This window comes from Rahnella inusitata, from assembly GCF_965118895.1.
In the GTDB taxonomy this organism is placed as follows: domain Bacteria; phylum Pseudomonadota; class Gammaproteobacteria; order Enterobacterales; family Enterobacteriaceae; genus Rahnella; species Rahnella inusitata_A.
The window spans coordinates 434877-454956 of record NZ_CBCPJJ010000002.1 but is presented as its reverse complement, the minus strand read 5'-3'; the positions used below and the strand labels follow the sequence as shown (position 1 = coordinate 454956).

The following is a 20080-nucleotide window of genomic DNA, read 5'->3' as shown; positions in this document are numbered from 1 at the left end:
TGATTTCTGCCCTCGGCAAAGAAAATCACTCCCTGTTGATCGACTGCCGTTCCCTGGAAACCCGCGCGGTGTCCATGCCGAAAAACGCCGCGGTGGTCATCATCAACTCCAACGTCAAACGCGGTCTGGTCGACAGCGAATACAACGCCCGTCGCGAACAGTGCGAAGTGGCTGCCCGCTTCTTCGGCGTTAAAGCGCTGCGCGACGTTGACCCTGCCCTGTTCTTCTCCATTCAGGATGAGCTGGATCCGGTGGTGTCACGCCGTGCCCGTCACGTCATCACCGAAAACGACCGTACATTGGCTGCCGCTGACGCGCTGGCCAGCGGCGACCTGAAACGCATGGGCGAGCTGATGGCAGAATCTCACGCCTCTATGCGCGATGACTTTGAAATCACCGTACCGCAAATCGACAAACTGGTGGAAATCGTGAAAGAAGTGATTGGCGATAAAGGCGGCGTACGTATGACCGGCGGCGGCTTCGGCGGCTGCATCGTGGCGCTGGTGCCGGAAGATATGGTGGAAAAAGTCCGTCACGCGGTGCAAGAGCAATATCAGGCACACAGTGGGCTGAAAGAAACCTTCTACGTCTGCACCGCATCACAGGGAGCCGGCGTATGTTAAAACCTGAAAATACGCAGCTGGCGCCCGATGGCCAGCCGTTTGAACAGGTGACGCTACAGAATGCGGCGGGTGCTACCGCCACTTTCATGGACTGGGGCGCGACCTGGCTGTCCTTCACGTTGCCGCTGGCGGACGGCACCACGCGCGAACTGCTGCTCGGCTGTCAGTCAACGCACGACTATATGAATCAGAGCGCCTATCTGGGTGCCACCGTCGGGCGCTATGCCAACCGCATCGCCCGTGCGCAGTTTGAGATCGAGGGTAAACCGCATCTGGTGGTCGCCAATCAGGGCGTACACCAGTTGCACGGCGGGCCGGAAGGTTTCCATGCGCGCCGCTGGAAGATCCTGTCTCAAAGCGCGCAGAAAGTCAGTTTCCAGCTGTTCTCCGCCGACGGCGATCAGGGTTTTCCGGGCAATATGACCGCGACGGTGCATTATCAGCTCACCGACGATAATCGTATGGAAATCCGCTACGACGCGACGGTCGATAAGCTGTGCCCGGTCAATCTGACCAATCACGCTTATTTCAACCTCGACGGCGAAGGCACGGATGCGCGTCAGCACAAGCTGCAACTGTTTGCCGATCGCTTCCTGCCGGTCGACAGCGACGGAATTCCGTGCGCCGATCCGACCACGGTGGAAAACACCGGCATGAACTTCAACGCGCCGAAAACGCTGGCGAAGGATTTCCTCAGCGATCGCGATCAGCAGCGTGTGAAGGGCTATGACCATGCCTATCTGCTCAACCGCACCTGCAATTCCGGCGAATTCCCGGCGGCGCATTTGTGGTCTGCCGATGGTAAGGTGCAGATGACTGTTTTCACCTCTGCACCAGCGTTGCAGCTTTACAGCGGCAATTTTCTCGGTGGTACACCGAACCGCACCGGCGGCGAATATGCCAGCTACAGCGGCGTGGCGCTGGAAAGTGAATTCCTGCCAGACAGCCCGAATCACGCTACCTGGCCGCAGCCCAGCTGCTGGATAAAACCGGGTCAGACCTATAAATCTGCCACGACCTACCAGTTCTTCGCGCTGTAATCCTGATGGACAGGATCGCCCGATCCTGTCCTGTTTTGTGACTTACCCCGCATCTGCGCCAGCACATTCTTCAGCTAAAGACTTCAGCCGCATCTACGCTTAGTGAGTGTCCTGCGAAAAGGACGTTTAATAAGGAGTTCGTTATGCGTTTACCCGTTGTATTAACCCTGCTGGCTACCTTGTGTGCGGCGGGTTCTGCGCTGGCTGCCGATCCGGTCAAAGCACCTTCTGCGGCACAAACCGCGCAACGTCAGAAAATGACCGATTGTAATTCGCAGGCTACTACGCAATCCCTCAAAGGCGAGGACCGCAAAAAATTCATGAGTAATTGCCTGAAAGCAGAAAGTAACGCTACCGAAAAACTGAGCCCGCAACAGGAGAAAATGAAAACCTGTAATGCTGATGCGGCGAAGAAAGAGCTGAAAGGCGATGCACGTAAAACCTTCATGAGCACCTGCCTGAAAAAAGCCAGCTAATTACGCTGCACTTTTATACAAAACGCGCGGTTCGGGCGACCGTCTGCGCGTTTTGTTTTACATCCCCGCAGCAAATTCGTTATGTTTAACCTCAAACGGTGTGACACAACGGCGATCAAGGTACATAGCGATTGCCGATGAGGATGCCAAGACCCTATAATGATAATTGTTATCATTGAAAATTCAGTTAACTGAGGAGTTTAGCTATGGCTGTAACCAAACTGGTGCTGGTACGACACGGTGAAAGTGAGTGGAACAAAGAAAACCGTTTTACCGGCTGGCATGATGTTGAACTGTCCGAAAAAGGCCGTACCGAAGCAAAAGCGGCCGGTCAGCTGCTCAAAGACGAAGGATTCCACTTTGACTTCGCCTACACCTCCGTGCTGAAACGTGCCATCCATACTCTGTGGAGCGTTCTGGACGAACTGGATCAGCCATGGCTGCCGGTAGAAAAATCCTGGAAACTGAACGAACGTCATTACGGCGCGTTGCAGGGTCTGGATAAAGCTGAAACCGCGAAAAAATACGGTGACGAGCAAGTGAAACAATGGCGTCGTGGCTTTGCCGTGACTCCGCCAGAGCTGGACCGTTCAGATGAGCGCTTCCCGGGCCACGATCCGCGTTACGCAAAACTGTCTCAGGAAGAGCTGCCAACGACGGAAAGCCTGGCGCTGACCATCGAACGCGTTATCCCTTACTGGACTGAAGTGATCAAACCTCGCATCGAAAGCGGCGAGCGCGTGATCATCGCTGCACACGGTAACTCCCTGCGTGCGCTGGTCAAATACCTGGATAATCTTGGCGAAGACGAAATTCTGGAACTGAACATCCCTACCGGTGTTCCACTGGTTTACGAATTCGACGAAAACTTCAAACCGGTTAAACATTACTATCTGGGCAATGCCGACGAAATCGCAGCGAAAGCCGCGGCCGTGGCAAACCAGGGTAAAGCGAAATAATTAACATTCACTGACCTGTTCAGCGAATGTGAAAGGCATGCGTAAGCGTGCCTTTTTTGTTTTTGAGGCAGGATGACTTACGTCTTTTTGCGCCAGTACATATTCATATTTTCGAATATGTTATTGACACTCCTGTTCTGTCGGGTAATATTCCCCGACAACATCAGGAGTGTCTATGCCCCAGCTTACCCCGCTTCAGCTCTTCAAATGTCTTTCTGACGAAACCCGTTTGGGGATCACGCTGTTGCTGCATGAAATGGGCGAACTGTGCGTATGCGATATCACCGTCGCCATCGAAGAGTCGCAACCTAAGACCTCGCGTCATCTGGCGATGCTGCGCGAAACCGGCCTGTTATTAGACCGACGCGAAGGGAAATGGATCCACTATCGCCTTTCACCGCACATTCCTGCCTGGGCAGCCGAAATCATCAGGCAGACCGCCCAATGCCAGTTTGTACAAATCACTCAGCTCACCAAACGTCTGCAACAAGGCAGCGTCGCTTGCCAATAATACGTTAAAAATTTACTCATTCATATATGAAATAACATATGTAATACGGAGAACACTATGTGGCTCGCAGGCCTGATTTTTATCTTTACCCTGATACTGATTATCTGGCAGCCCGGTGGATTAGGCATTGGCTGGAGCGCGAGCCTGGGCGCGGTGCTGGCCCTGGCGACCGGCGTTGTACATCCCGGTGATATTCCGGTGGTATGGGAAATTGTCTGGAACGCCACGGTGACGTTCATCGCCGTGATTATCATCAGCCTGTTGCTGGATAAATCGGGATTCTTCGAGTGGGCCGCGCTGCACGTCGCGCGCTGGGGAAACGGCAAAGGCCGATGGTTGTTCACCTACATAATTTTACTCGGCGCCAGCGTCGCTGCGCTGTTCGCCAATGACGGCGCGGCATTGATCCTGACCCCCATTGTCATCGCCATGCTTCTGGCACTTGGTTTCAGCCGTGGCGCGACGCTGGCCTTTGTCATGGCAGCCGGGTTTATTGCTGATACTGCCAGCCTGCCGCTGATCGTCTCCAATCTGGTCAATATTGTCTCTGCCGACTTTTTCAAACTTGGCTTCAACGATTACGCCTCGGTGATGGTGCCCGTCGATATCGCCGCTATCGTGGCGACGCTCATCATGCTGCATCTGTTCTTTCGCAAAGATATTCCGAAAACCTACGATGTCGCCAGGCTCAGGCGCCCGCGTGATGCGATTAGCGATATGCGCACGTTTAAAACCGGCTGGCTGGTCCTGATTCTGCTGCTGGTGGGTTTCTTTGCCCTTGAGCCGCTGGGCATTCCCGTCAGTGCGGTGGCCGCTGTCGCAGCGTTTATTCTCTGGCTGGTCGCCCGTCGCGGTCGCATTATCGATACCGGTAAAGTGCTGAAAGAAGCGCCATGGCAAATCGTCATTTTCTCACTGGGGATGTTTCTGGTGGTGTATGGCCTGCGCAACGCTGGCCTGACGGAGTGGTTGTCCGGCGTGCTGAATACTTTCGCCGTTCACGGATTGTGGGTCGCCACGCTGGGTACCGGGTTCCTGAGCGCCCTGCTCTCCTCACTGATGAACAATATGCCAACGGTGCTGATTGGCGCGCTTTCCATTGAGGGCAGCACTGCAACCGGCGTCATCAAAGAGGCCATGATATACGCCAATATTATCGGCAGCGATCTCGGACCGAAAATTACACCGATTGGTAGCCTGGCCACGTTGTTGTGGCTTCACGTTCTGGCACAAAAAAATATCGCCATCACTTGGGGTTATTACTTTTACGTCGGCATCGTCATGACCCTGCCGGTACTGTTCGTCACGCTGGCAGCCCTGGCTGTCCGCTTATCATTTCATGTGGCCTGAGCCACTCACCTCAAAGAGAACTCGCAATGACCGATATCACGATTTATCACAATCCAGCCTGCGGCACGTCGCGCAATACGCTGGCGCTTATCCGTAACAGCGGCGCTGAACCCGCAGTTGTTTTGTATCTCGACACCCCGCCGTCACGCGATGAGCTGAATGCCCTGATTGCCGACATGGGCATTTCCGTACGCGCGCTGCTGCGTAAAAACGTTGAACCTTACGCACAGCTGGGTTTGAGCGAGGATAAATTCTCTGACGACGAGTTGCTGGATGCCATGCTGGCACATCCGATTTTAATCAACCGGCCGATTGTCGTAACACCGGGGGGAACCCGACTTTGCCGCCCTAGCGAAATCGTACTGGAGATTTTGCCGGACCACCAGAAAGGTGCGTTCACTAAAGAAGACGGTGAAAAAGTGATTGATGAAAATGGGCGGTTGATTGTGAAGGATGAAAAAAGATAAGTGATGGCAAAGAATAATATTAAAAATACTTATGGTTATTCTTACCCTGCGAACAATATTAAATAACACTTTCAAAACCTGTATGTTTTTATTTATTTAAATATGATGAAACACCTAAAGATTAAAACAACTTATCCGATACTACAGAAGGGGAATATTAGAGCCCTAATAAAGCGAATCGCCATCTAACTGATCGCAAACTATGCTTAAAATCCGTTACCTGACGACCTTGAAGCATTTGCCACCGGGGTTACAGATTATGAACTTCCTAAGAAATATTAAAATAAGAACGGCAATCGTACTCATTCTCATTGTATTTTCTCTGCTCTGGGCAGGAGCATCAGGATTTGCGTTATATTCTCTTAAAGAGTTGAAACTCGAACTTGGCGTGACCCATATTCAGCAAAATAATGGCGATATCATTAATGGCGCGAACGCGCAGTACTATCGCGCCGTCACTTCGCTTGAACGTGCCATGGCAGGCGTAGATAAAAATGATAATGCCATTTTTGATCTCGAAATGAAGGCGACGGCGGTGGAATTAGAGAGTCTGAAAAAAGGTTTAATGGAGTTTAAAGCGATTAATCATGGCAATCTTGATGCGCCAACAATAGATGATATTTATAACAGTTCATTTAATCTTTACCATGAAGCTTTGTTACCCCTGTTTGAATCTTCCAAAGAAAAAAGAATCGGCGACTTCGAGAAAATTAAAAATGATAAGTATCTTCCTCTTAGGCGTAACTTCAGTGCGGCAATTGATAAATACAACAATAAAATAATCTATTTAAATGCTGAGGCAAATGAAAGAATTACGCATTGGGTGACATGGTGCCAGTATATTCTCATTAGCGCACTGATGATAAGCGTACTCATTATGATGGCGAGCGATCGTTATTTAGTTAATTTCCTCGTTAAACCTCTGAATATCATAAAAGCCCACCTGGAATCTTTGGCTACCGGCGTACTGGATAACAAAATTGTCGAACAGGGAAGAAACTGTATCGGCCAGTTAGTCCCTTACATTGATAAAATGCAGGGCAACTGGGCGCAGACCGTACGTGATATTCGCAACAGCGCAGACTCCATTTATAAAGGTTCCAGCGAAATCTCCATCGGCAATACCGACCTGTCTTCACGGACTGAAGAACAGGCTTCCGCACTGGAAGAGACCGCCGCCAGCATGGAGCAGTTGGGGTCAACCGTCAGACAAAATGCGGATAACGCCGGGCAGGCAAGTACGCTTGCTAGCCATGCGACTCAGGAAGCGCATACCGGGGGCGATATTGTCAGCGGGGTCATCACTACCATGACTAAAATTACCGGCAGCTCACATAAGATTGTCGATATCATCGGCGTCATCAACAGCATCGCCTTCCAGACCAATATCCTTGCCCTGAACGCTGCGGTTGAAGCCGCACGTGCGGGTGAGCAAGGTCGTGGCTTTGCCGTTGTCGCCAGTGAAGTCCGAAATCTGGCTCAACGAAGCGCGCAAGCCGCTAAAGAGATTGGTGTGCTGATCAATGAGTCCGTTGAAAATATTAAATCAGGGTCAGATCAGGTGACGCGCGCGGGTGAAGCGATGGAGAAAATTGTCAGCTCAGTCAGTCACGTTAATGAGATCATGAGTGAAATAGCGGCAGCGTCTACTGAGCAAAGCAAAGGGATCAGCCAGATCGGTACGGCGGTGGTTCAGATGGACAGCGTGACCCAGCAAAATGCCGCGTTGGTGCAGGAGTCTGCCGCAGCGGCGGCCTCTCTTGAAGAGCAGGCGAGACAGCTCACTGAGATCGTTTCCATATTTAAAATTAATGGCCAGGAGAAACGTGCTAACACGCAACAGCTGAAAAGGCCAGATATGAGTGCAAAAAGCCAGGCATTAGCGACCGTTTCGAGCGGATGGACCAAGTTCTGAATTTTTTATTCCCCCTCAGGTTGATTGAGGGGGAATGAGTTCCTGAAGAACATGGACACCGGAGTCTGCAAATTAGAGTATGGGTTAGTAAAGCTTATCAAGGAGAAACCTATGCCCGTCAGATACGCCTCACCGGATGAAGCAGAAAAGCTCTGGGAGATCAGGAATCAGGCCATTCGTTATGGATGTAAGAATACGTATGACGCAATCGTAATCACTGCCTGGACGCCAGATAAGATGCCAGAAGGATTTCGCAAAGCCATCACCAATAATCCATTTTTCGTCGTGGATTCGCCGGAGGATAACTTCCCGGTTGCAACAGGTTTTCTCGATCTGGAAAATCAAAGCGTGGAAGCTATTTTTACGCTGCCTGCATTCACGGGCAAAGGCTATGCACGGCTGATCCTGGATGCCATTAAGACTGAAGCGAAAGAGCGAGGATTGGCCGCACTAACATTATCCTCTACGCCCAACGCCTTTGCGTTTTATCAGAAGAACGGGTTCAGTCTGGTGAAGGAAAGCCTGTACCGGTCTGAGATGGCGAAAGCTGATTTGCGCTGTATGGATATGCGTTGCGAACTTTAGTTTCAACTCAAAACAAAAAAAGCCCCGAATACACGGGGCTTCATAACACGAGAGTTTTCAGCCGACTTTCGTCCATGCTGATTGCCAGGCGAAGCCGACACCCGGTTCATAAGCGTTTGAAACGTCAGTCCACTGTATGCAATAACCGCTCAGCGGTGCAGGCTTGCACTGGTAGATGCCGTTATCTTTTGGTTGTAATACTTTGGTTCCGGCTTTATAGCTTTTCAGCCCTGCAGGGAAAGTATAATCATATTGGCCTGCGGTGGAGGGCGTTGAATCACTGCTCACCATAAAATCGTAAGTCATCTGAGTGACTTTGCCGGTATCGTCGGTCCCTTTCACCACCAGCATGTAATGGCCGTCGCTCATATCCTTCATACTCAGGGTTAAAGCCTTATTGCTGTTATCAAGTGACGACGCAACGTAGCCTTTCTGGGTTTGCGCGTGGTCATACACCGTGCTTTCGATGGCCATTTTACCGGTCACCGACACGTTGAAATTCAGCGTTAAATTGCCGGAAGTCGCCACGTAACTCGATTGCATGCCGCTGACGGAGAAGGTCGGAGACGGAGCAACGCCTTGCTGCTCGACAGTCACCTCTACACGCGTGAGCGTGCCGCCCGGATTAGTGAACAACCCGTTCGCGCCATATATCGCATTAAACGTTCCGTCCGCTGCCTTCTGGCCTGCGCGGAGCTGGCCGTTGCTCTGATTCACTTTTTGCGCCAAATCGTGAGCCCAGGTATTTTTCTCTCCCTGCTCATCACTGCTTATAATCAGGCGGGTGCTCAACTCAGCACGTTCACCGCTGACATCAAAGACGCGGGTACTGACTTCATCTCCTCGTTTTAAGTCGATGACCGGCTGAATTGTTCCGACCTGCTGAGTCCATGAGGTGTCTGGTGCGACGCTGCCACCGGAAAGAGTAACGTCCATCACATTATAAAAACTATTGGCAGTATTACCCACTTCCCACACCGCTAATATCACCTGATAACCGGACCTTTCTGGCACATTACACGAGTGCGTCACCGTCGCGGGGGGTGATTCCATTGCGCCATTAATCGTACAGAAGGGTGTTAATTCGAATGAACTGCGGGAAAGCGGTTTATTTACATCCCAGTTTTGTTGAGTAATGTAATAACGCCAGTTACTGGTCACATGATTAGCGGTAAATAACCAGGTGAATTTATTAGCGCCCGGTGTTATTGCGGTTTTTGCCCAGCGAACGCTGGTTTGCTCATCAAGATTAGAGAAACGATCGACACCCGCGCTGGCAATTTTACCATCAGCAGGTCCTTTCTCCGGGAAGCCAGACGGTGCCTCGAGGCTTTGTGGTTCGTACTGAACCGCGCCGCAGTTGATGTTCTGCGCCGTATTACAGGCGTAACTACGGGAAACAGGCGACGTTAAATAACCATGCGCCCATAATGATGGACTGAAACCCACCAGACTAAAAATAATCCAGGATTTAATTTTCATAGTAATGACCTTAATAAATTAATAATATAATTAAGTGACATGCTGAAATTAAAAACAATAACAAGCATGCGCATCCAAATTAGGGAATCCCGAAGGGTAAATCTATTATTTTATTAGGTTTACTGGCAGTTTAAGATTTACTGAATTAAATCATTCATCAAAACAATCACTGATAATAAAACATAGCGGATACTGATCATTTATCTAAAGACGAAAAAAAACCGGGAATAATATCCCGGTTTACTCGCGTTACTTACAAATACTGATATTAACCGCGGCGCGCTTTGACCGCGTTCGCCAGGCTGCGCAGCAGCACTTCGGTGTCGTCCCAGCCGATGCAGGCATCGGTCACACTCTGGCCGTAAACCAGTGGCTCACCGCTGTCCAGGTTCTGGTTGCCCTCTACCAGATGGCTTTCCACCATCACGCCCATCACTGCCTGTTCACCACCAGCCACCTGAGCGCAAACATCTTCACAGACTTCCATCTGCTTTTTGAATTGTTTGCTGCTGTTTGCATGGCTGAAGTCGATCATGATACGTGCCGGCAGACCGCCTTTTTTCAGGCCTTCTTTCACTTCCTGTACATCTTGCGCGCTGTAGTTTGGCTTTTTGCCGCCGCGCAGGATGATGTGGCAATCGTTGTTACCGCTGGTATTCACGATCGCAGAGTGTCCCCATTTGGTGACGGACAGGAAGCAGTGTGGTGCGCCGGCGGCGTTAATTGCATCGATCGCCACTTTGATGGTGCCGTCAGTACCGTTCTTAAATCCGACCGGGCAGGATAAACCGGAGGAAAGCTCACGGTGAACCTGAGATTCTGTCGTGCGTGCGCCAATCGCGCCCCAGCTCATTAAATCCGCCAGATATTGTGGCGTGATCATGTCCAGGAATTCGCCCGCCGCAGGCAGTCCGGTATCATTAATATCCAGTAACAATTTGCGCGCGATGCGTAAACCGTCGTTAATCTGGTAACTGTTATTCATGTGGGGGTCATTAATTAACCCCTTCCAGCCGACGGTGGTACGCGGTTTTTCGAAGTAAACACGCATCACCACTTCCAGCTCGCCCTGCAGTTCTTCACGCATTTTCATCAGGCGCGCCGCGTACTCTTTTGCAGCTTTCGGATCATTGATAGAGCAAGGGCCGATTACTACCAGAAGACGATCATCGTTTCCTTTCAGAATCTTATGAATGGCATTGCGTGCCTGAGAGACTGTTTTCGCCGCTTTGTCGGTCGCAGGAAATTTTTCCAGCAGCGCGACAGGTGGCAAAAGTTCCTTAATTTCTTTGATACGTAAATCGTCGTTTTGATAATTCATAACTGTTCCATTCGGGTATTCATAAGTGACAAAGCGAAACGCTGACCGCGTTCAATCTAGCCGTATTGGGTGACGGTGTAAATCTACTTTTACACTTACGAATAGTCTCATTTTGATTCAGGACATGAATTCATTAGCTAACCTTTTAACTGTCCATACGAAAACGACGACGGATCCTTCTGTAACAATGGAGATGACAATATGAATAAGTTCGCAATCGCATTCTTTACCGCAACTCTGGCCCTGACTTCAGGTGCCGCGCTTGCAGCAGGCACCGATGCTGGTTCTAATAACGGCGCAGCTAATCAGTCCGACAGCCCAGGCTCAATTCAGAAAATTGCGCCTAAAGGCGTTGATAACAGCAAAATCAATGAAACCGGCCAACCCGTTAATGAAGTCCATAAAAAGACTCACAAAACGACGGATAAAGCGCATCATGACATGAGCAAGAAAACGGTCGATCATAAAAAAGCAATGTGTAAGGACGGCCGCTGCCCGGATCAGGTTCCCGGTACTAACCAGTCTAAAGCTACGGGTAATTAAACCTCGCCCTGACAGCAAAGCATCATGAGGAACTTCGGTTCCTCTTTTTTTCGCCCTGCCCCCTTCTTGCAACACGCCATGATTACGTTATTGTAATTGCCTCTATTCATCATTTTTGTGAATACAATTATGTCTGCATCATCATTTTTACCTCAGGATAAAAACAGTCGCCGACTGCTGCTCGCGTTCCTGATTACCGTCACTTTTATGGTCGCCGAGGTGATCGGTGGTCTGATTTCCGGCTCACTGGCTCTGCTGGCCGATGCCGGGCACATGCTGACCGATGCCGCTGCGCTGCTTGTCGCACTGATGGCGGTGCGTTTCGCAAAGCGTAAGCCTAACTCACGCCATACCTTTGGCTATCTGCGCCTGACCACCATGGCGGCCTTCGTGAACGCGGCTGCACTGCTGGTGATCGTCGTGCTGATTGTCTGGGAAGCTATCGCCCGCTTCTTCAACCCGCAACCGGTTATGGGCACCACGATGCTGGTGATCGCCATCGCCGGGCTGTTCGCCAATATTCTGGCGTTCTGGCTACTGCATCAGGGAGAAGAGAAAGCCAATATCAACGTGCGGGCCGCAGCGCTTCACGTGCTTGGGGATTTGCTTGGTTCAATTGGTGCGGTCGCCGCAGCGCTGATCATTATGTACACCGGCTGGACGCCGATCGACCCCATTTTGTCGGTGCTGGTATCGTGTTTAGTTCTGAATAATGCGTGGCGCTTGCTACGTGAAAGCTTTCACGAATTACTCGAGGGCACGCCCGAAGAGATCGATATCGATGAGCTGCGTAAGGATTTATCGCGCAGTATTCCCGAAGTACGAAACGTGCATCATGTTCACGTCTGGCAAATTGGTGAACAGCGGCTGATGACGTTGCATGTTCAGGTGGTACCACCGCATGACCATGATGCGCTGCTTGGACGCATTCAGCATCATTTGCTCGAGAAATGCCGCATAGGTCATGCGACTGTCCAGATGGAATACGGTCATTGTGAAACGCCCGATTGTGAGATCAATGAAGTGCCTGTCACGAGCGGCGGACATGATCATCACGGTCATAGCCATGCGCATCATTGATTGACATGTTTCATAACGCAAAACGCCTCCGGATTGGAGGCGTTTTTTTTGGCAGGCAATCAGGCGGTTTGTAGCGGTAGCGAACCGTTTTGCTTCGCGCTTTTGATCCACAGCCAGGAACCGTTTAGCGCGATAAGCGTCAGCAGAACATACTCCAGCGCCATCGCGTAGACTCCCTGATACGCGAAAATTGCCACGCTGATGACGTCAATCACCACCCAAAGCAACCAGTTCTCGACGTATTTGCGCGTCATCAGCAGCATTGCCACAATCGACAGCACCATCATTGATGAATCCCAGAACGGGAACGCATCAGGCTGCAGCTCCGGCATCTGTACATTCAGCCCAAGCGCCTGCATCAGATTAACGGCCAGCAGCGTGAGCGCGGCAAACACACGGTCTATATTGAAGGTCATCAGCAGGATGCCAGCGACACAAATCACGCCCCAAAGCACTGCTTTTCCGCGCGGTAACCAGCGAATTTGCAGCTCAGCCTGTTGATCTGCCGTCTGGCGGCTCCATGCGTACCAGCCGTAGATATTGGCACCAAAGAAAAATACTTGCAGCAGCAAGCTGGCATAAAGCTGAATCTGGAAGAAAATGATCGCAAACAGCGTAACGTTGATCAGGCCAAACGGATAGTTGATCAGCTTCTCTTTGCTGGCGAACCAGATACACAACAGACCAAAAATAGTTCCGATCGCTTCGATCCATGACAGGTCATAGCCGCCTTTCCCCAGCGGAATATGCACCAGGATATTGCTGGTACTGAAAAAATCCATCATCTCGTCCTTTCCTTTCGTCAATTACAAAGCTTTGGCTTACAGCATTTTAGACTGAGTACGCAGTTTGAGATCAGCCGCGAACGCCAGCATACGGTTCAGCGGGATCAAAGATTTCACACGCAGCGCCTCATCCACTTCAATAGCATGTTCCGCGCCGCCGTGCTCGAGGCCTTCCGCAATGGCTTTCAGGCCGTTCATCGCCATCCACGGACAATGTGCACAGGTACGACAGCTGGCGCCTTCACCCGCCGTCGGCGCTTCGAATAATTCTTTATCCGGACACACCTGCTGCATTTTGTAGAAAATACCCCGGTCAGTCGCCACGATCAGCTGTTTGTTGGGCAGTGTTTTCGCCGCCTGAATCAGCTGGCTGGTCGACCCTACCGCATCAGCCATGTCGACGATCGCCTGTGGAGACTCTGGATGCACCAGCACAGCGGCGTTTGGGTACAAACCTTTCATTCGGGTCAGGGCCTGAGTTTTAAACTCGTCATGGACGATACAGGCGCCCTGCCAGCACAGCACATCTGCACCGGTCTGTTTACGCACGTAATTACCCAGATGCCGGTCCGGTGCCCAGAGGATTTTCTCGCCCAGACTATCCAGATGCTCAATCAATTCGACGGCGATGCTGGAGGTCACCACCCAGTCTGCACGCGCTTTAACCGCAGCGGAGGTATTCGCATAGACCACTACGGTACGATCGGGGTGACTGTCGCAGAAATCCGAAAATGCCTGCTCAGGGCAACCGAGATCCAGCGAGCACTCTGCATGGAGTGTCGGCATCAGCACGGTTTTCTCCGGGCTGAGGATTTTAGACGTCTCACCCATAAAGCGCACACCGGCCACCAGCAAAGTCGACGCCGGATGCTGGCTGCCGAAACGTGCCATTTCCAGTGAGTCTGCCACGATACCGCCGGTTTCTTCTGCCAGCGCCTGAATTTCAGGATCGGTATAGTAATGCGCGACAATTACGGCATTACGCTCCTTCAGCAGTTTCTTAATTTTCTCTTTATAGAAAATTTTTTCGTCTGCATCCAGAACAGCGGGCTTCGGCGGAAAAGGATATACCGTCGCATTCAGATCCAATGTTTCGCTCATACTCATCATCTCATTCAGTCAGGCGTCGTGCCTGAAGGCTGGAAGCCACCCCTGGATTCAATCAGAAACAGAGTGGTTTTGTATGCTAAACAAAATAACGTAAAAAAGGAGGAAAGTCGTCGGTATTTTCGCCGTTAAGCTAAAAATGTTTACCAGACTTAAATTTGACAGGTTTTGGTACGCTGCGCGGAAAATTGCGCATGGGATAAAAAGAAGTTTAGAGGCTCAGATGCGAAAAAAGCGCCAAAAGGCGCTTTTTCCTGAATTCTTAGATTTAGATGTCTTCACTTGAAAAGTGGTGGGCCGTGCTGGATTGACTCGGCTTCACCTCGCCCTGCGGGCAACGCTGACGCGTTGTCGTCTCGCTTCGCTCGGCTCGAACCTATGGTTCTCATCCTGCACTGCTTCACATTGTATTCCACTTGAAAAGTGGTGGGCCGTGCTGGATTCGAACCAGCGACCAATTGATTAAAAGTCAACTGCTCTACCAACTGAGCTAACGGCCCATCTAAATACTATGTACTACTCTATCTTTGGCTTTCAAAATCTTCAGAAGGTACCACCTAAAAAGTGGTGGGCCGTGCTGGATTGACTCGGCTTCGCCTCGCCCTGCGGGCAACGCTTACGCGTTGTCGTCTCGCTTCGCTCGGCTCGAACCTATGGTTCTCATCCTGCACTGCTTCATATTGTATTCCACTTGAAAAGTGGTGGGCCGTGCTGGATTCGAACCAGCGACCAATTGATTAAAAGTCAACTGCTCTACCAACTGAGCTAACGGCCCTTCCTGAATACTTCTGACTACCTGGTGAATTGCAGTTGGTGTGCAATCCACTTGCGTGCTGTTTAGATTGGTGGGCCGTGCTGGATTGACTCGGTTTCACCTCGCCCTGCGGGCAACGCTGACGCGTTGTCGTCTCGCTTCGCTCGGCTCGAACCTATGGTTCTCATCCTGCACTGCTTCACTACATAGTCCACTTAAAAAGTGGTGGGCCGTGCTGGATTCGAACCAGCGACCAATTGATTAAAAGTCAACTGCTCTACCAACTGAGCTAACGGCCCATCTAAACTTGCTGCAAATTGCCTGATTCTCTAACAGCTTGAGCCGTTTGGAGTTGTCTGGGCAACGGCGGCATATATTACTTATTTAACTTTTCAGTGCAACTTTAATTTTCATAAAGATGCCTGACTGCTGGTTCTTCACACACTCAAGCCCAGAAAATGCACGATATGTACATTTTCCGGACCTGAATAGGGTTTTACTTTGCAGATAAACGTTTTTGAGCTTGTTTTGCCGCATCGGTATTTGGGTACTGTTTTACGACCTGCGTAAAGACGGCTTTGGCTTTATCAGCCTGACCTTTCTCCTGCATGATCACCCCAACCTTGTACATCGCGTCAGAACTTTTTGGAGACTTAGGGTAGTTTTTGACCACGACTGCAAAATAATACGCAGCGTCATCTTTTTTACCCTTGTTGTAATACAACTGACCTAGCCAATAATTCGCGTTCGGCAGGTAGGTTGAATCAGGATATTTTTTGACGAAACTTTGAAAAGCCGCAATGGCCTCATCATACTGTTTCTTTTCCAGCGCCAGTGAAACAGCTGCATTGTAGTCACTGTTCACATCACCCGTACTTGCAGGTGCCTGAGCTGCACCGGCATCAGGCGCTGATGCTGTGTTAGCAGAACCAGAGGCATCACCCGTGGCTGCGGCAGCGCCCGTACTGGCGGCTCCGGCAGACCCTTGGCTCAGGCTGTCCATTTGCTGATACATTTGCTTCTGACGTTCAACGATTTGGTTCAACTGATACTGATTCTCCTGGATTTGACCACGAAGAGTATCGGCATCACGTTGGGAATCAGAAAGTTGCTGCTGGAGTTGAGTTAATAGCTGGCTGTGAGCGTTAGAAATACGCTCCAGAGAGGTGACCCGATCTTCAATCGAGCCTGAGCCGACATTACTGATTGGCGCTTGGGCAGTAGCGGCCCATGGGACCGCTACGCCAACCAGTAACGACAGACTCAACAGGTGAGTTCTGAAGTTACTGCTCATGCGACTCTCTTAGTATACCAGTACGGCACGACGGTTTTTGGCGTAAGCCGCTTCGTCATGGCCCAGTACAGCTGGTTTTTCTTTACCGTAAGAAACGATAGAGATCTGATCAGCAGAAACGCCTTTACCTTGCAGGTACATTTTAACAGCAGTAGCACGACGTTCGCCCAGGGCGATGTTGTACTCTGGAGTACCACGTTCGTCAGCATGGCCTTCTACGGTCACTTTGTAAGACGGGTTGCTGCGCAGGAAAGCTGCGTGTGCATCCAGCATCTGAGCGAATTCAGAAGACACATCGTACTTGTCTAAGCCGAAGTAAACGATGTTGTTTTTCTGCAATTCTTGCATCTGCAGACGAGCTTGCTCTTCTGAAGACATGTTTGCGTTCTCAGTGCCAGCGCCGGTGTTCAGACCCATACCTGATTGGTCGTTGTCTGCGTTCTTGTGTGAACTACAAGCAGCGACTGCCAGTACAGGCAATGCCAGCATCAGCCCTTTCAGAACTTTGTTCAGTTGCATCTATTCGATCCTTTTATAATTTTTTGCCATACATAGTTGTATATGCATCACAGATACGGCGACCAGGCAGGAAATTTGACCTGTCCATCAGTTGCCGGAAGACGCGCTTTGAAACGTCCATCAGTCGATACCAACTGCAACACGGAACCCAGACCCTGTGAAGAGCTGTAAATAACCATGGTGCCATTAGGAGCGAGGCTAGGCGTTTCATCCAGGAACGTGTCCGTCAATGTTTGAACGGCTCCCGTTGCCAGATCTTGTTTAGCGATGTGCTGTGTACCGCTGGCGCTGCTCACCATTACCAGGAATTTGCCATCTGCACTTACGTCAGAGTCCTGATTTTGAGAGCCTTCCCAGGTCAGACGCTGAGGCGCACCGCCATTAATATTCACTTTATAAACTTGTGGACGACCGCCCTGATCCGACGTAAACGCCAGATTCTGGCTGTCCGGGAACCAGGTAGGTTCAGTATTGTTGCTGCGACCGTTAGTCACCTGGCTGATTTGGCCAGAACCAAGGTTCATCACGTACAAGTTCAGACTACCGTCTTTAGACAGTGCGAAAGCCAGTTTGCTGCCATCAGGCGAGAACGCAGGTGCACCATTGTGACGTGGGAAAGAAGCAATCTGTCGAATGCTGCTGTTCGCCAGTGTCTGAACAACCAGTGCAGAACGGCCACTTTCAAAGGTCACGTACGCCAGTTTGCTGCCGTCCGGAGACCAGGCCGGGGACATCAGCGGTTCTGGTGAACGGTGAACGACAAACTGATTGTAACCATCGTAATCCGCTACGCGCAGTTCATACGGGAACTTGCCGCCGTTGGTCTGCACGATGTAAGCGATACGGGTACGGAATGCGCCTTTCACACCAGTGAGTTTTTCGAACACTTCATCACTGGCGGTATGGGCGGAATAACGCAGCCATTGCTTGGTCACTTTATACTGGTTTTGTGCCAGTACGGTGCCCGGCGCGCCAGAGGTATCGACCAGTTGGTAAGATACCACGTAGCTGCCATCGGCTGCAGGCTGAACCTGACCGATAACCACAGCATCGATACCCAGAGCAGTCCAGGCGGCAGGAGTGACTTCTGCTGCGGTGGCCGGCTGCTGAGGCATACGGGATGCATCAATAGGATTAAACTTGCCGCTATTACGTAAGTCAGCAGCAACGATGCCACCGACATCTTCAGGTGGAGTACCCGGGCCAGCCCATTTAAATGGCACAACGCCAATCGGACGGGCGGTATCTACCCCTTGGGTAATTTCAATACGAACTTCTGCATGTGCTACAGATGCCCACATCATTAAAAGGCCGAACGCTACTCGAAATGCCTGCTTCATTGTATCTCCCTTATCTGGACGTATCTGCCCGCGATAATTTAGCAGAATTTTAACAAACCAACGCATACAAAACTAGAATTACACACTGCAATCTATCGTAAAATTCTGAAAAGTTATTATTTTCATCTTTTACTGTGGTTTAAATCTCATTGGTGCATTTTTAAAGACTTCATACACTGCCTGACTCGGTGGCTTAGGGATCCGCGCTTGCTTAGCTGCGGTAACTGCAGCCTGACATAGTGCAGGATCTCCACCTTCAGGTGTGACACTAATCAGCATACCATCGGGAGCCAACTTGATACGAAGATCACAGGTCCTCCCCGCATATAAACCACTGTCGTAGAATTTACTTTGAATAGCCGCTGTAACCTGACCAAGATACCCGTCAATCTCAGCCCCGGAAGCACCGCTTTTCTTACTGGCGCCCTTCCCTGCCGGAGCAGATGCCCCGCCGCCGCCCGTTGAACCTTTAGGCGCGTTCTTCGAATCAGCAAGACCATCGAATAAATTATCAGCATCCGCAGCGGCTTTTGCCGCCGCAGCTGCGGCCGCTTTCTTATCTGCAGCTGCTTTTTTCGCGGCAGCTGCCGCTTCAGCTTTCTTCTCCGCTGCCGCAGCCGCTTTAGCATCGGCAGCAGCTTTGGCGTCGGCGTCAGCCTGCGCTTTGGCATCTGCAGCAGCCTGAGCTTTCGCTTCAGCAGCAGCCGCTTTTTTCGCTTCAGCAGCGGCTTCTTTCTTCGCATCTGCTTCTGCCTGTTTCTTGGCAGCCGCAGCGGCGGCAGTGGCTTCTGCCTCAGCTTGTTTCTTCGCCTCGGCAGCAGCAGCTTTTTTCTGTGCATCAGCCTGGGCTTTGGCTGCTTCTTTAGCAGCATCGGCTTTGGCCTGAACGGCAGCTTCTTTCGCCGCTTCAGCCTTGGCTTGTGCAGCGGCAGCTTCTGCCTGTTTCTGTTGTTCTTTGGCCTGCTCAGCGGCTTGTTCAGACTGCTTCTGCTGCTGGGCCTGTTCCTGAGCCTGTTGCTTCGCGTCTTCCTGCGCTTGCAGACGCTCCTTCTCAAGCTCTTTCAGGCGCTGTTGCTCTGCGGCCTGCTTCTGCTGTAATTCTTCAGCCTGTTGCTCTGATTTTTTCTGACGTGCTGCAGCAGCACGTTGGGAATCAGCCTGTTGCTGCTGTTGACGATTGTACTGATCGACCACGGCACTTGGATCAACCATTACTGCGGAGATATCGCTACCGCCACCGCCGCCACTCATGCTGGTATCTTCGTCCAGCGATCCCAAAATCAGCAGGCCTATAATGATGATATGCAGAACGACCGAAACAATAACGGCGCGTTTGAGCTTATCGTTTTGTTCAGTTGCAGTTGCCTTTACCAAAATAGATTTCCCAAGACAGGATTACCAAAAACCCGGGTCCCTTCAGTGCCTGTCGTTCTCTTTTAACAAGGCAGGGAAAGCCGGGTTTCAAATAAGTGTTACAAATTACCTATCCTCAGATAGGTTGTGTCATCAATCCGACAGATTTCACACCGGCCTGATGCAACATATTCAGCGCCTTGATGATTTCATCATAAGGCACATCTTTTGCACCGCCGATCAGAAAGACTGTCTTCGGATTGGCCTGAATACGGCTGCTCGCTTCTGCGATAACCTGCTGTTCAGGCAACTGTTCCATACGCTGATGATCCACCACAATGGTGTACTGACCGACGCCTGAGACTTCAACAATCACTGGCGGATTATCATCGCTGGAGACGGCTTTGGAATCCGTCGCGTCTGGCAGATCCACTTCCACGCTCTGAGTAATGATGGGTGCTGTTGCCATAAATATCAGTAACAGAACCAGCAGTACGTCCAGCAGCGGAACAATGTTGATCTCCGACTTACCTTCGCGACGGTTACGACGACCTCGTGAACGAGCCATACTCTCCC

At 50.9% G+C, this 20080-nt stretch carries 20 protein-coding genes, 3 tRNA genes and 3 other RNA genes; 11 read left to right on the top strand and 15 right to left on the bottom strand.

What is annotated here, in order from left to right; all coding sequences use genetic code 11:
- The 9 genes from galK to ACMHLI_RS03700 all read left to right on the top strand — a co-directional run.
- The coding region (gene galK, locus ACMHLI_RS03740; protein WP_413528281.1) for a galactokinase at positions 1-623 on the top strand (623 nt) is incomplete at its 5' end.
- Complete coding sequence (gene galM / locus ACMHLI_RS03735) at positions 617-1663, top strand: galactose-1-epimerase (protein ID WP_413528280.1); 1047 nt, start codon at positions 617-619, stop codon at positions 1661-1663. The genes galK and galM, both read left to right, overlap by 7 nt.
- A gap of 143 nt (positions 1664-1806) precedes the next feature.
- A complete protein-coding gene (locus ACMHLI_RS03730) occupies positions 1807-2139 on the top strand; it encodes a PsiF family protein (RefSeq protein ID WP_413528279.1) in 333 nt (110 codons plus the stop codon).
- Between the two features lie 206 nt (positions 2140-2345).
- Positions 2346-3098 carry a 2,3-diphosphoglycerate-dependent phosphoglycerate mutase gene (gene gpmA, locus ACMHLI_RS03725; RefSeq protein ID WP_112166632.1) on the top strand — a complete coding sequence of 251 codons (753 nt, stop codon included), beginning with the start codon at positions 2346-2348 and terminating at the stop codon, positions 3096-3098.
- Positions 3099-3273: 175 nt separating this feature from the next.
- Positions 3274-3609 carry a metalloregulator ArsR/SmtB family transcription factor gene (locus ACMHLI_RS03720; protein WP_413528278.1) on the top strand — a complete coding sequence of 112 codons (336 nt, stop codon included), beginning with the start codon at positions 3274-3276 and terminating at the stop codon, positions 3607-3609.
- A gap of 57 nt (positions 3610-3666) precedes the next feature.
- Complete coding sequence (locus ACMHLI_RS03715) at positions 3667-4959, top strand: arsenic transporter (protein ID WP_413528277.1); 1293 nt, start codon at positions 3667-3669, stop codon at positions 4957-4959.
- A 26-nt stretch (positions 4960-4985) separates the two neighbouring features.
- Positions 4986-5426 carry a glutaredoxin-dependent arsenate reductase gene (gene arsC, locus ACMHLI_RS03710; protein WP_413528276.1) on the top strand — a complete coding sequence of 147 codons (441 nt, stop codon included), beginning with the start codon at positions 4986-4988 and terminating at the stop codon, positions 5424-5426.
- A gap of 259 nt (positions 5427-5685) precedes the next feature.
- Positions 5686-7341 (top strand): methyl-accepting chemotaxis protein, encoded by a 1656-nt coding sequence (locus tag ACMHLI_RS03705; protein ID WP_413528303.1) that lies wholly within the window; start codon positions 5686-5688, stop codon positions 7339-7341.
- Positions 7342-7452: 111 nt separating this feature from the next.
- Positions 7453-7926 carry a GNAT family N-acetyltransferase gene (locus tag ACMHLI_RS03700; protein ID WP_413528275.1) on the top strand — a complete coding sequence of 158 codons (474 nt, stop codon included), beginning with the start codon at positions 7453-7455 and terminating at the stop codon, positions 7924-7926.
- Positions 7927-7983: 57 nt separating this feature from the next.
- On the opposite strand, the gene gbpA is transcribed toward ACMHLI_RS03700, so the two are convergent.
- A complete protein-coding gene (gene gbpA, locus ACMHLI_RS03695; protein WP_413528274.1) occupies positions 7984-9408 on the bottom strand; it encodes an N-acetylglucosamine-binding protein GbpA in 1425 nt (474 codons plus the stop codon).
- A gap of 268 nt (positions 9409-9676) precedes the next feature.
- Complete coding sequence (gene aroG / locus ACMHLI_RS03690; protein WP_413528273.1) at positions 9677-10729, bottom strand: 3-deoxy-7-phosphoheptulonate synthase AroG; 1053 nt, start codon at positions 10727-10729, stop codon at positions 9677-9679.
- A gap of 201 nt (positions 10730-10930) precedes the next feature.
- Between aroG and ACMHLI_RS03685 the strand changes: the two genes are divergently transcribed.
- Together ACMHLI_RS03685 and zitB are read left to right on the top strand one after the other, a co-directional pair.
- Positions 10931-11272, top strand: coding sequence for a protein YbgS (locus ACMHLI_RS03685; RefSeq protein ID WP_413528272.1), 342 nt, complete (start codon positions 10931-10933; stop codon positions 11270-11272).
- A gap of 129 nt (positions 11273-11401) precedes the next feature.
- Positions 11402-12352 carry a CDF family zinc transporter ZitB gene (gene zitB / locus ACMHLI_RS03680; RefSeq protein ID WP_413528271.1) on the top strand — a complete coding sequence of 317 codons (951 nt, stop codon included), beginning with the start codon at positions 11402-11404 and terminating at the stop codon, positions 12350-12352.
- Between the two features lie 59 nt (positions 12353-12411).
- Here the strand turns inward: zitB and pnuC are convergent, their stop codons facing one another.
- The 13 genes from pnuC to tolR all read right to left on the bottom strand — a co-directional run bounded on the left by pnuC (position 12412) and on the right by tolR (position 20072).
- Positions 12412-13134 (bottom strand): nicotinamide riboside transporter PnuC, encoded by a 723-nt coding sequence (pnuC, locus tag ACMHLI_RS03675; RefSeq protein ID WP_413528302.1) that lies wholly within the window; start codon positions 13132-13134, stop codon positions 12412-12414.
- A 39-nt stretch (positions 13135-13173) separates the two neighbouring features.
- Positions 13174-14238 carry a quinolinate synthase NadA gene (gene nadA, locus ACMHLI_RS03670; protein WP_413528270.1) on the bottom strand — a complete coding sequence of 355 codons (1065 nt, stop codon included), beginning with the start codon at positions 14236-14238 and terminating at the stop codon, positions 13174-13176.
- A 296-nt stretch (positions 14239-14534) separates the two neighbouring features.
- Positions 14535-14654, bottom strand: a non-coding RNA gene (locus ACMHLI_RS03665) — RtT sRNA.
- Between the two features lie 14 nt (positions 14655-14668).
- Positions 14669-14744, bottom strand: a tRNA-Lys gene (locus ACMHLI_RS03660).
- Between the two features lie 65 nt (positions 14745-14809).
- A non-coding RNA gene (locus ACMHLI_RS03655) (RtT sRNA) lies at positions 14810-14929 on the bottom strand.
- A 14-nt stretch (positions 14930-14943) separates the two neighbouring features.
- Positions 14944-15019 (bottom strand) — tRNA-Lys (locus tag ACMHLI_RS03650).
- Positions 15020-15087: 68 nt separating this feature from the next.
- Positions 15088-15207: non-coding RNA, RtT sRNA (locus tag ACMHLI_RS03645), on the bottom strand.
- Positions 15208-15221: 14 nt separating this feature from the next.
- Positions 15222-15297 (bottom strand) — tRNA-Lys (locus ACMHLI_RS03640).
- Between the two features lie 197 nt (positions 15298-15494).
- Positions 15495-16292: a cell division protein CpoB gene (cpoB, locus tag ACMHLI_RS03635; protein ID WP_413528269.1), complete on the bottom strand. Its 798-nt coding sequence runs from the start codon at positions 16290-16292 to the stop codon at positions 15495-15497.
- Positions 16293-16301: 9 nt separating this feature from the next.
- On the bottom strand, positions 16302-16811 hold the full coding sequence (gene pal, locus ACMHLI_RS03630) for a peptidoglycan-associated lipoprotein Pal (protein WP_056771674.1): 510 nt from the start codon (positions 16809-16811) through the stop codon (positions 16302-16304).
- A gap of 47 nt (positions 16812-16858) precedes the next feature.
- Positions 16859-18151 (bottom strand): Tol-Pal system beta propeller repeat protein TolB, encoded by a 1293-nt coding sequence (gene tolB, locus ACMHLI_RS03625; protein ID WP_413528268.1) that lies wholly within the window; start codon positions 18149-18151, stop codon positions 16859-16861.
- A 129-nt stretch (positions 18152-18280) separates the two neighbouring features.
- Positions 18281-19525, bottom strand: a complete 1245-nt coding sequence (tolA, locus tag ACMHLI_RS03620; protein WP_413528267.1) for a cell envelope integrity protein TolA — start codon at positions 19523-19525, stop codon at positions 18281-18283.
- Between the two features lie 115 nt (positions 19526-19640).
- Complete coding sequence (gene tolR / locus ACMHLI_RS03615) at positions 19641-20072, bottom strand: colicin uptake protein TolR (RefSeq protein WP_413528266.1); 432 nt, start codon at positions 20070-20072, stop codon at positions 19641-19643.
- Positions 20073-20080: the final 8 nt, after the last annotated feature.

What these genes read in the sequence shown, in the direction of transcription:
- nadA (WP_413528270.1), bottom strand. Translation starts at nt 14,238, where the DNA reads ATGAGCGAAACATTGGATCTGAATGCGACGGTATATCCTTTTCCGCCG.
- pnuC (WP_413528302.1), bottom strand. Translation starts at nt 13,134, where the DNA reads ATGGATTTTTTCAGTACCAGCAATATCCTGGTGCATATTCCGCTGGGG.
- zitB (WP_413528271.1), top strand. Translation starts at nt 11,402, where the DNA reads ATGTCTGCATCATCATTTTTACCTCAGGATAAAAACAGTCGCCGACTG.
- tolR (WP_413528266.1), bottom strand. Translation starts at nt 20,072, where the DNA reads ATGGCTCGTTCACGAGGTCGTCGTAACCGTCGCGAAGGTAAGTCGGAG.
- ACMHLI_RS03730 (WP_413528279.1), top strand. Translation starts at nt 1,807, where the DNA reads ATGCGTTTACCCGTTGTATTAACCCTGCTGGCTACCTTGTGTGCGGCG.
- ACMHLI_RS03685 (WP_413528272.1), top strand. Translation starts at nt 10,931, where the DNA reads ATGAATAAGTTCGCAATCGCATTCTTTACCGCAACTCTGGCCCTGACT.
- ACMHLI_RS03700 (WP_413528275.1), top strand. Translation starts at nt 7,453, where the DNA reads ATGCCCGTCAGATACGCCTCACCGGATGAAGCAGAAAAGCTCTGGGAG.
- tolB (WP_413528268.1), bottom strand. Translation starts at nt 18,151, where the DNA reads ATGAAGCAGGCATTTCGAGTAGCGTTCGGCCTTTTAATGATGTGGGCA.
- galM (WP_413528280.1), top strand. Translation starts at nt 617, where the DNA reads ATGTTAAAACCTGAAAATACGCAGCTGGCGCCCGATGGCCAGCCGTTT.
- cpoB (WP_413528269.1), bottom strand. Translation starts at nt 16,292, where the DNA reads ATGAGCAGTAACTTCAGAACTCACCTGTTGAGTCTGTCGTTACTGGTT.
- ACMHLI_RS03720 (WP_413528278.1), top strand. Translation starts at nt 3,274, where the DNA reads ATGCCCCAGCTTACCCCGCTTCAGCTCTTCAAATGTCTTTCTGACGAA.
- pal (WP_056771674.1), bottom strand. Translation starts at nt 16,811, where the DNA reads ATGCAACTGAACAAAGTTCTGAAAGGGCTGATGCTGGCATTGCCTGTA.
- arsC (WP_413528276.1), top strand. Translation starts at nt 4,986, where the DNA reads ATGACCGATATCACGATTTATCACAATCCAGCCTGCGGCACGTCGCGC.
- aroG (WP_413528273.1), bottom strand. Translation starts at nt 10,729, where the DNA reads ATGAATTATCAAAACGACGATTTACGTATCAAAGAAATTAAGGAACTT.
- gbpA (WP_413528274.1), bottom strand. Translation starts at nt 9,408, where the DNA reads ATGAAAATTAAATCCTGGATTATTTTTAGTCTGGTGGGTTTCAGTCCA.
- ACMHLI_RS03705 (WP_413528303.1), top strand. Translation starts at nt 5,686, where the DNA reads ATGAACTTCCTAAGAAATATTAAAATAAGAACGGCAATCGTACTCATT.
- ACMHLI_RS03715 (WP_413528277.1), top strand. Translation starts at nt 3,667, where the DNA reads ATGTGGCTCGCAGGCCTGATTTTTATCTTTACCCTGATACTGATTATC.
- gpmA (WP_112166632.1), top strand. Translation starts at nt 2,346, where the DNA reads ATGGCTGTAACCAAACTGGTGCTGGTACGACACGGTGAAAGTGAGTGG.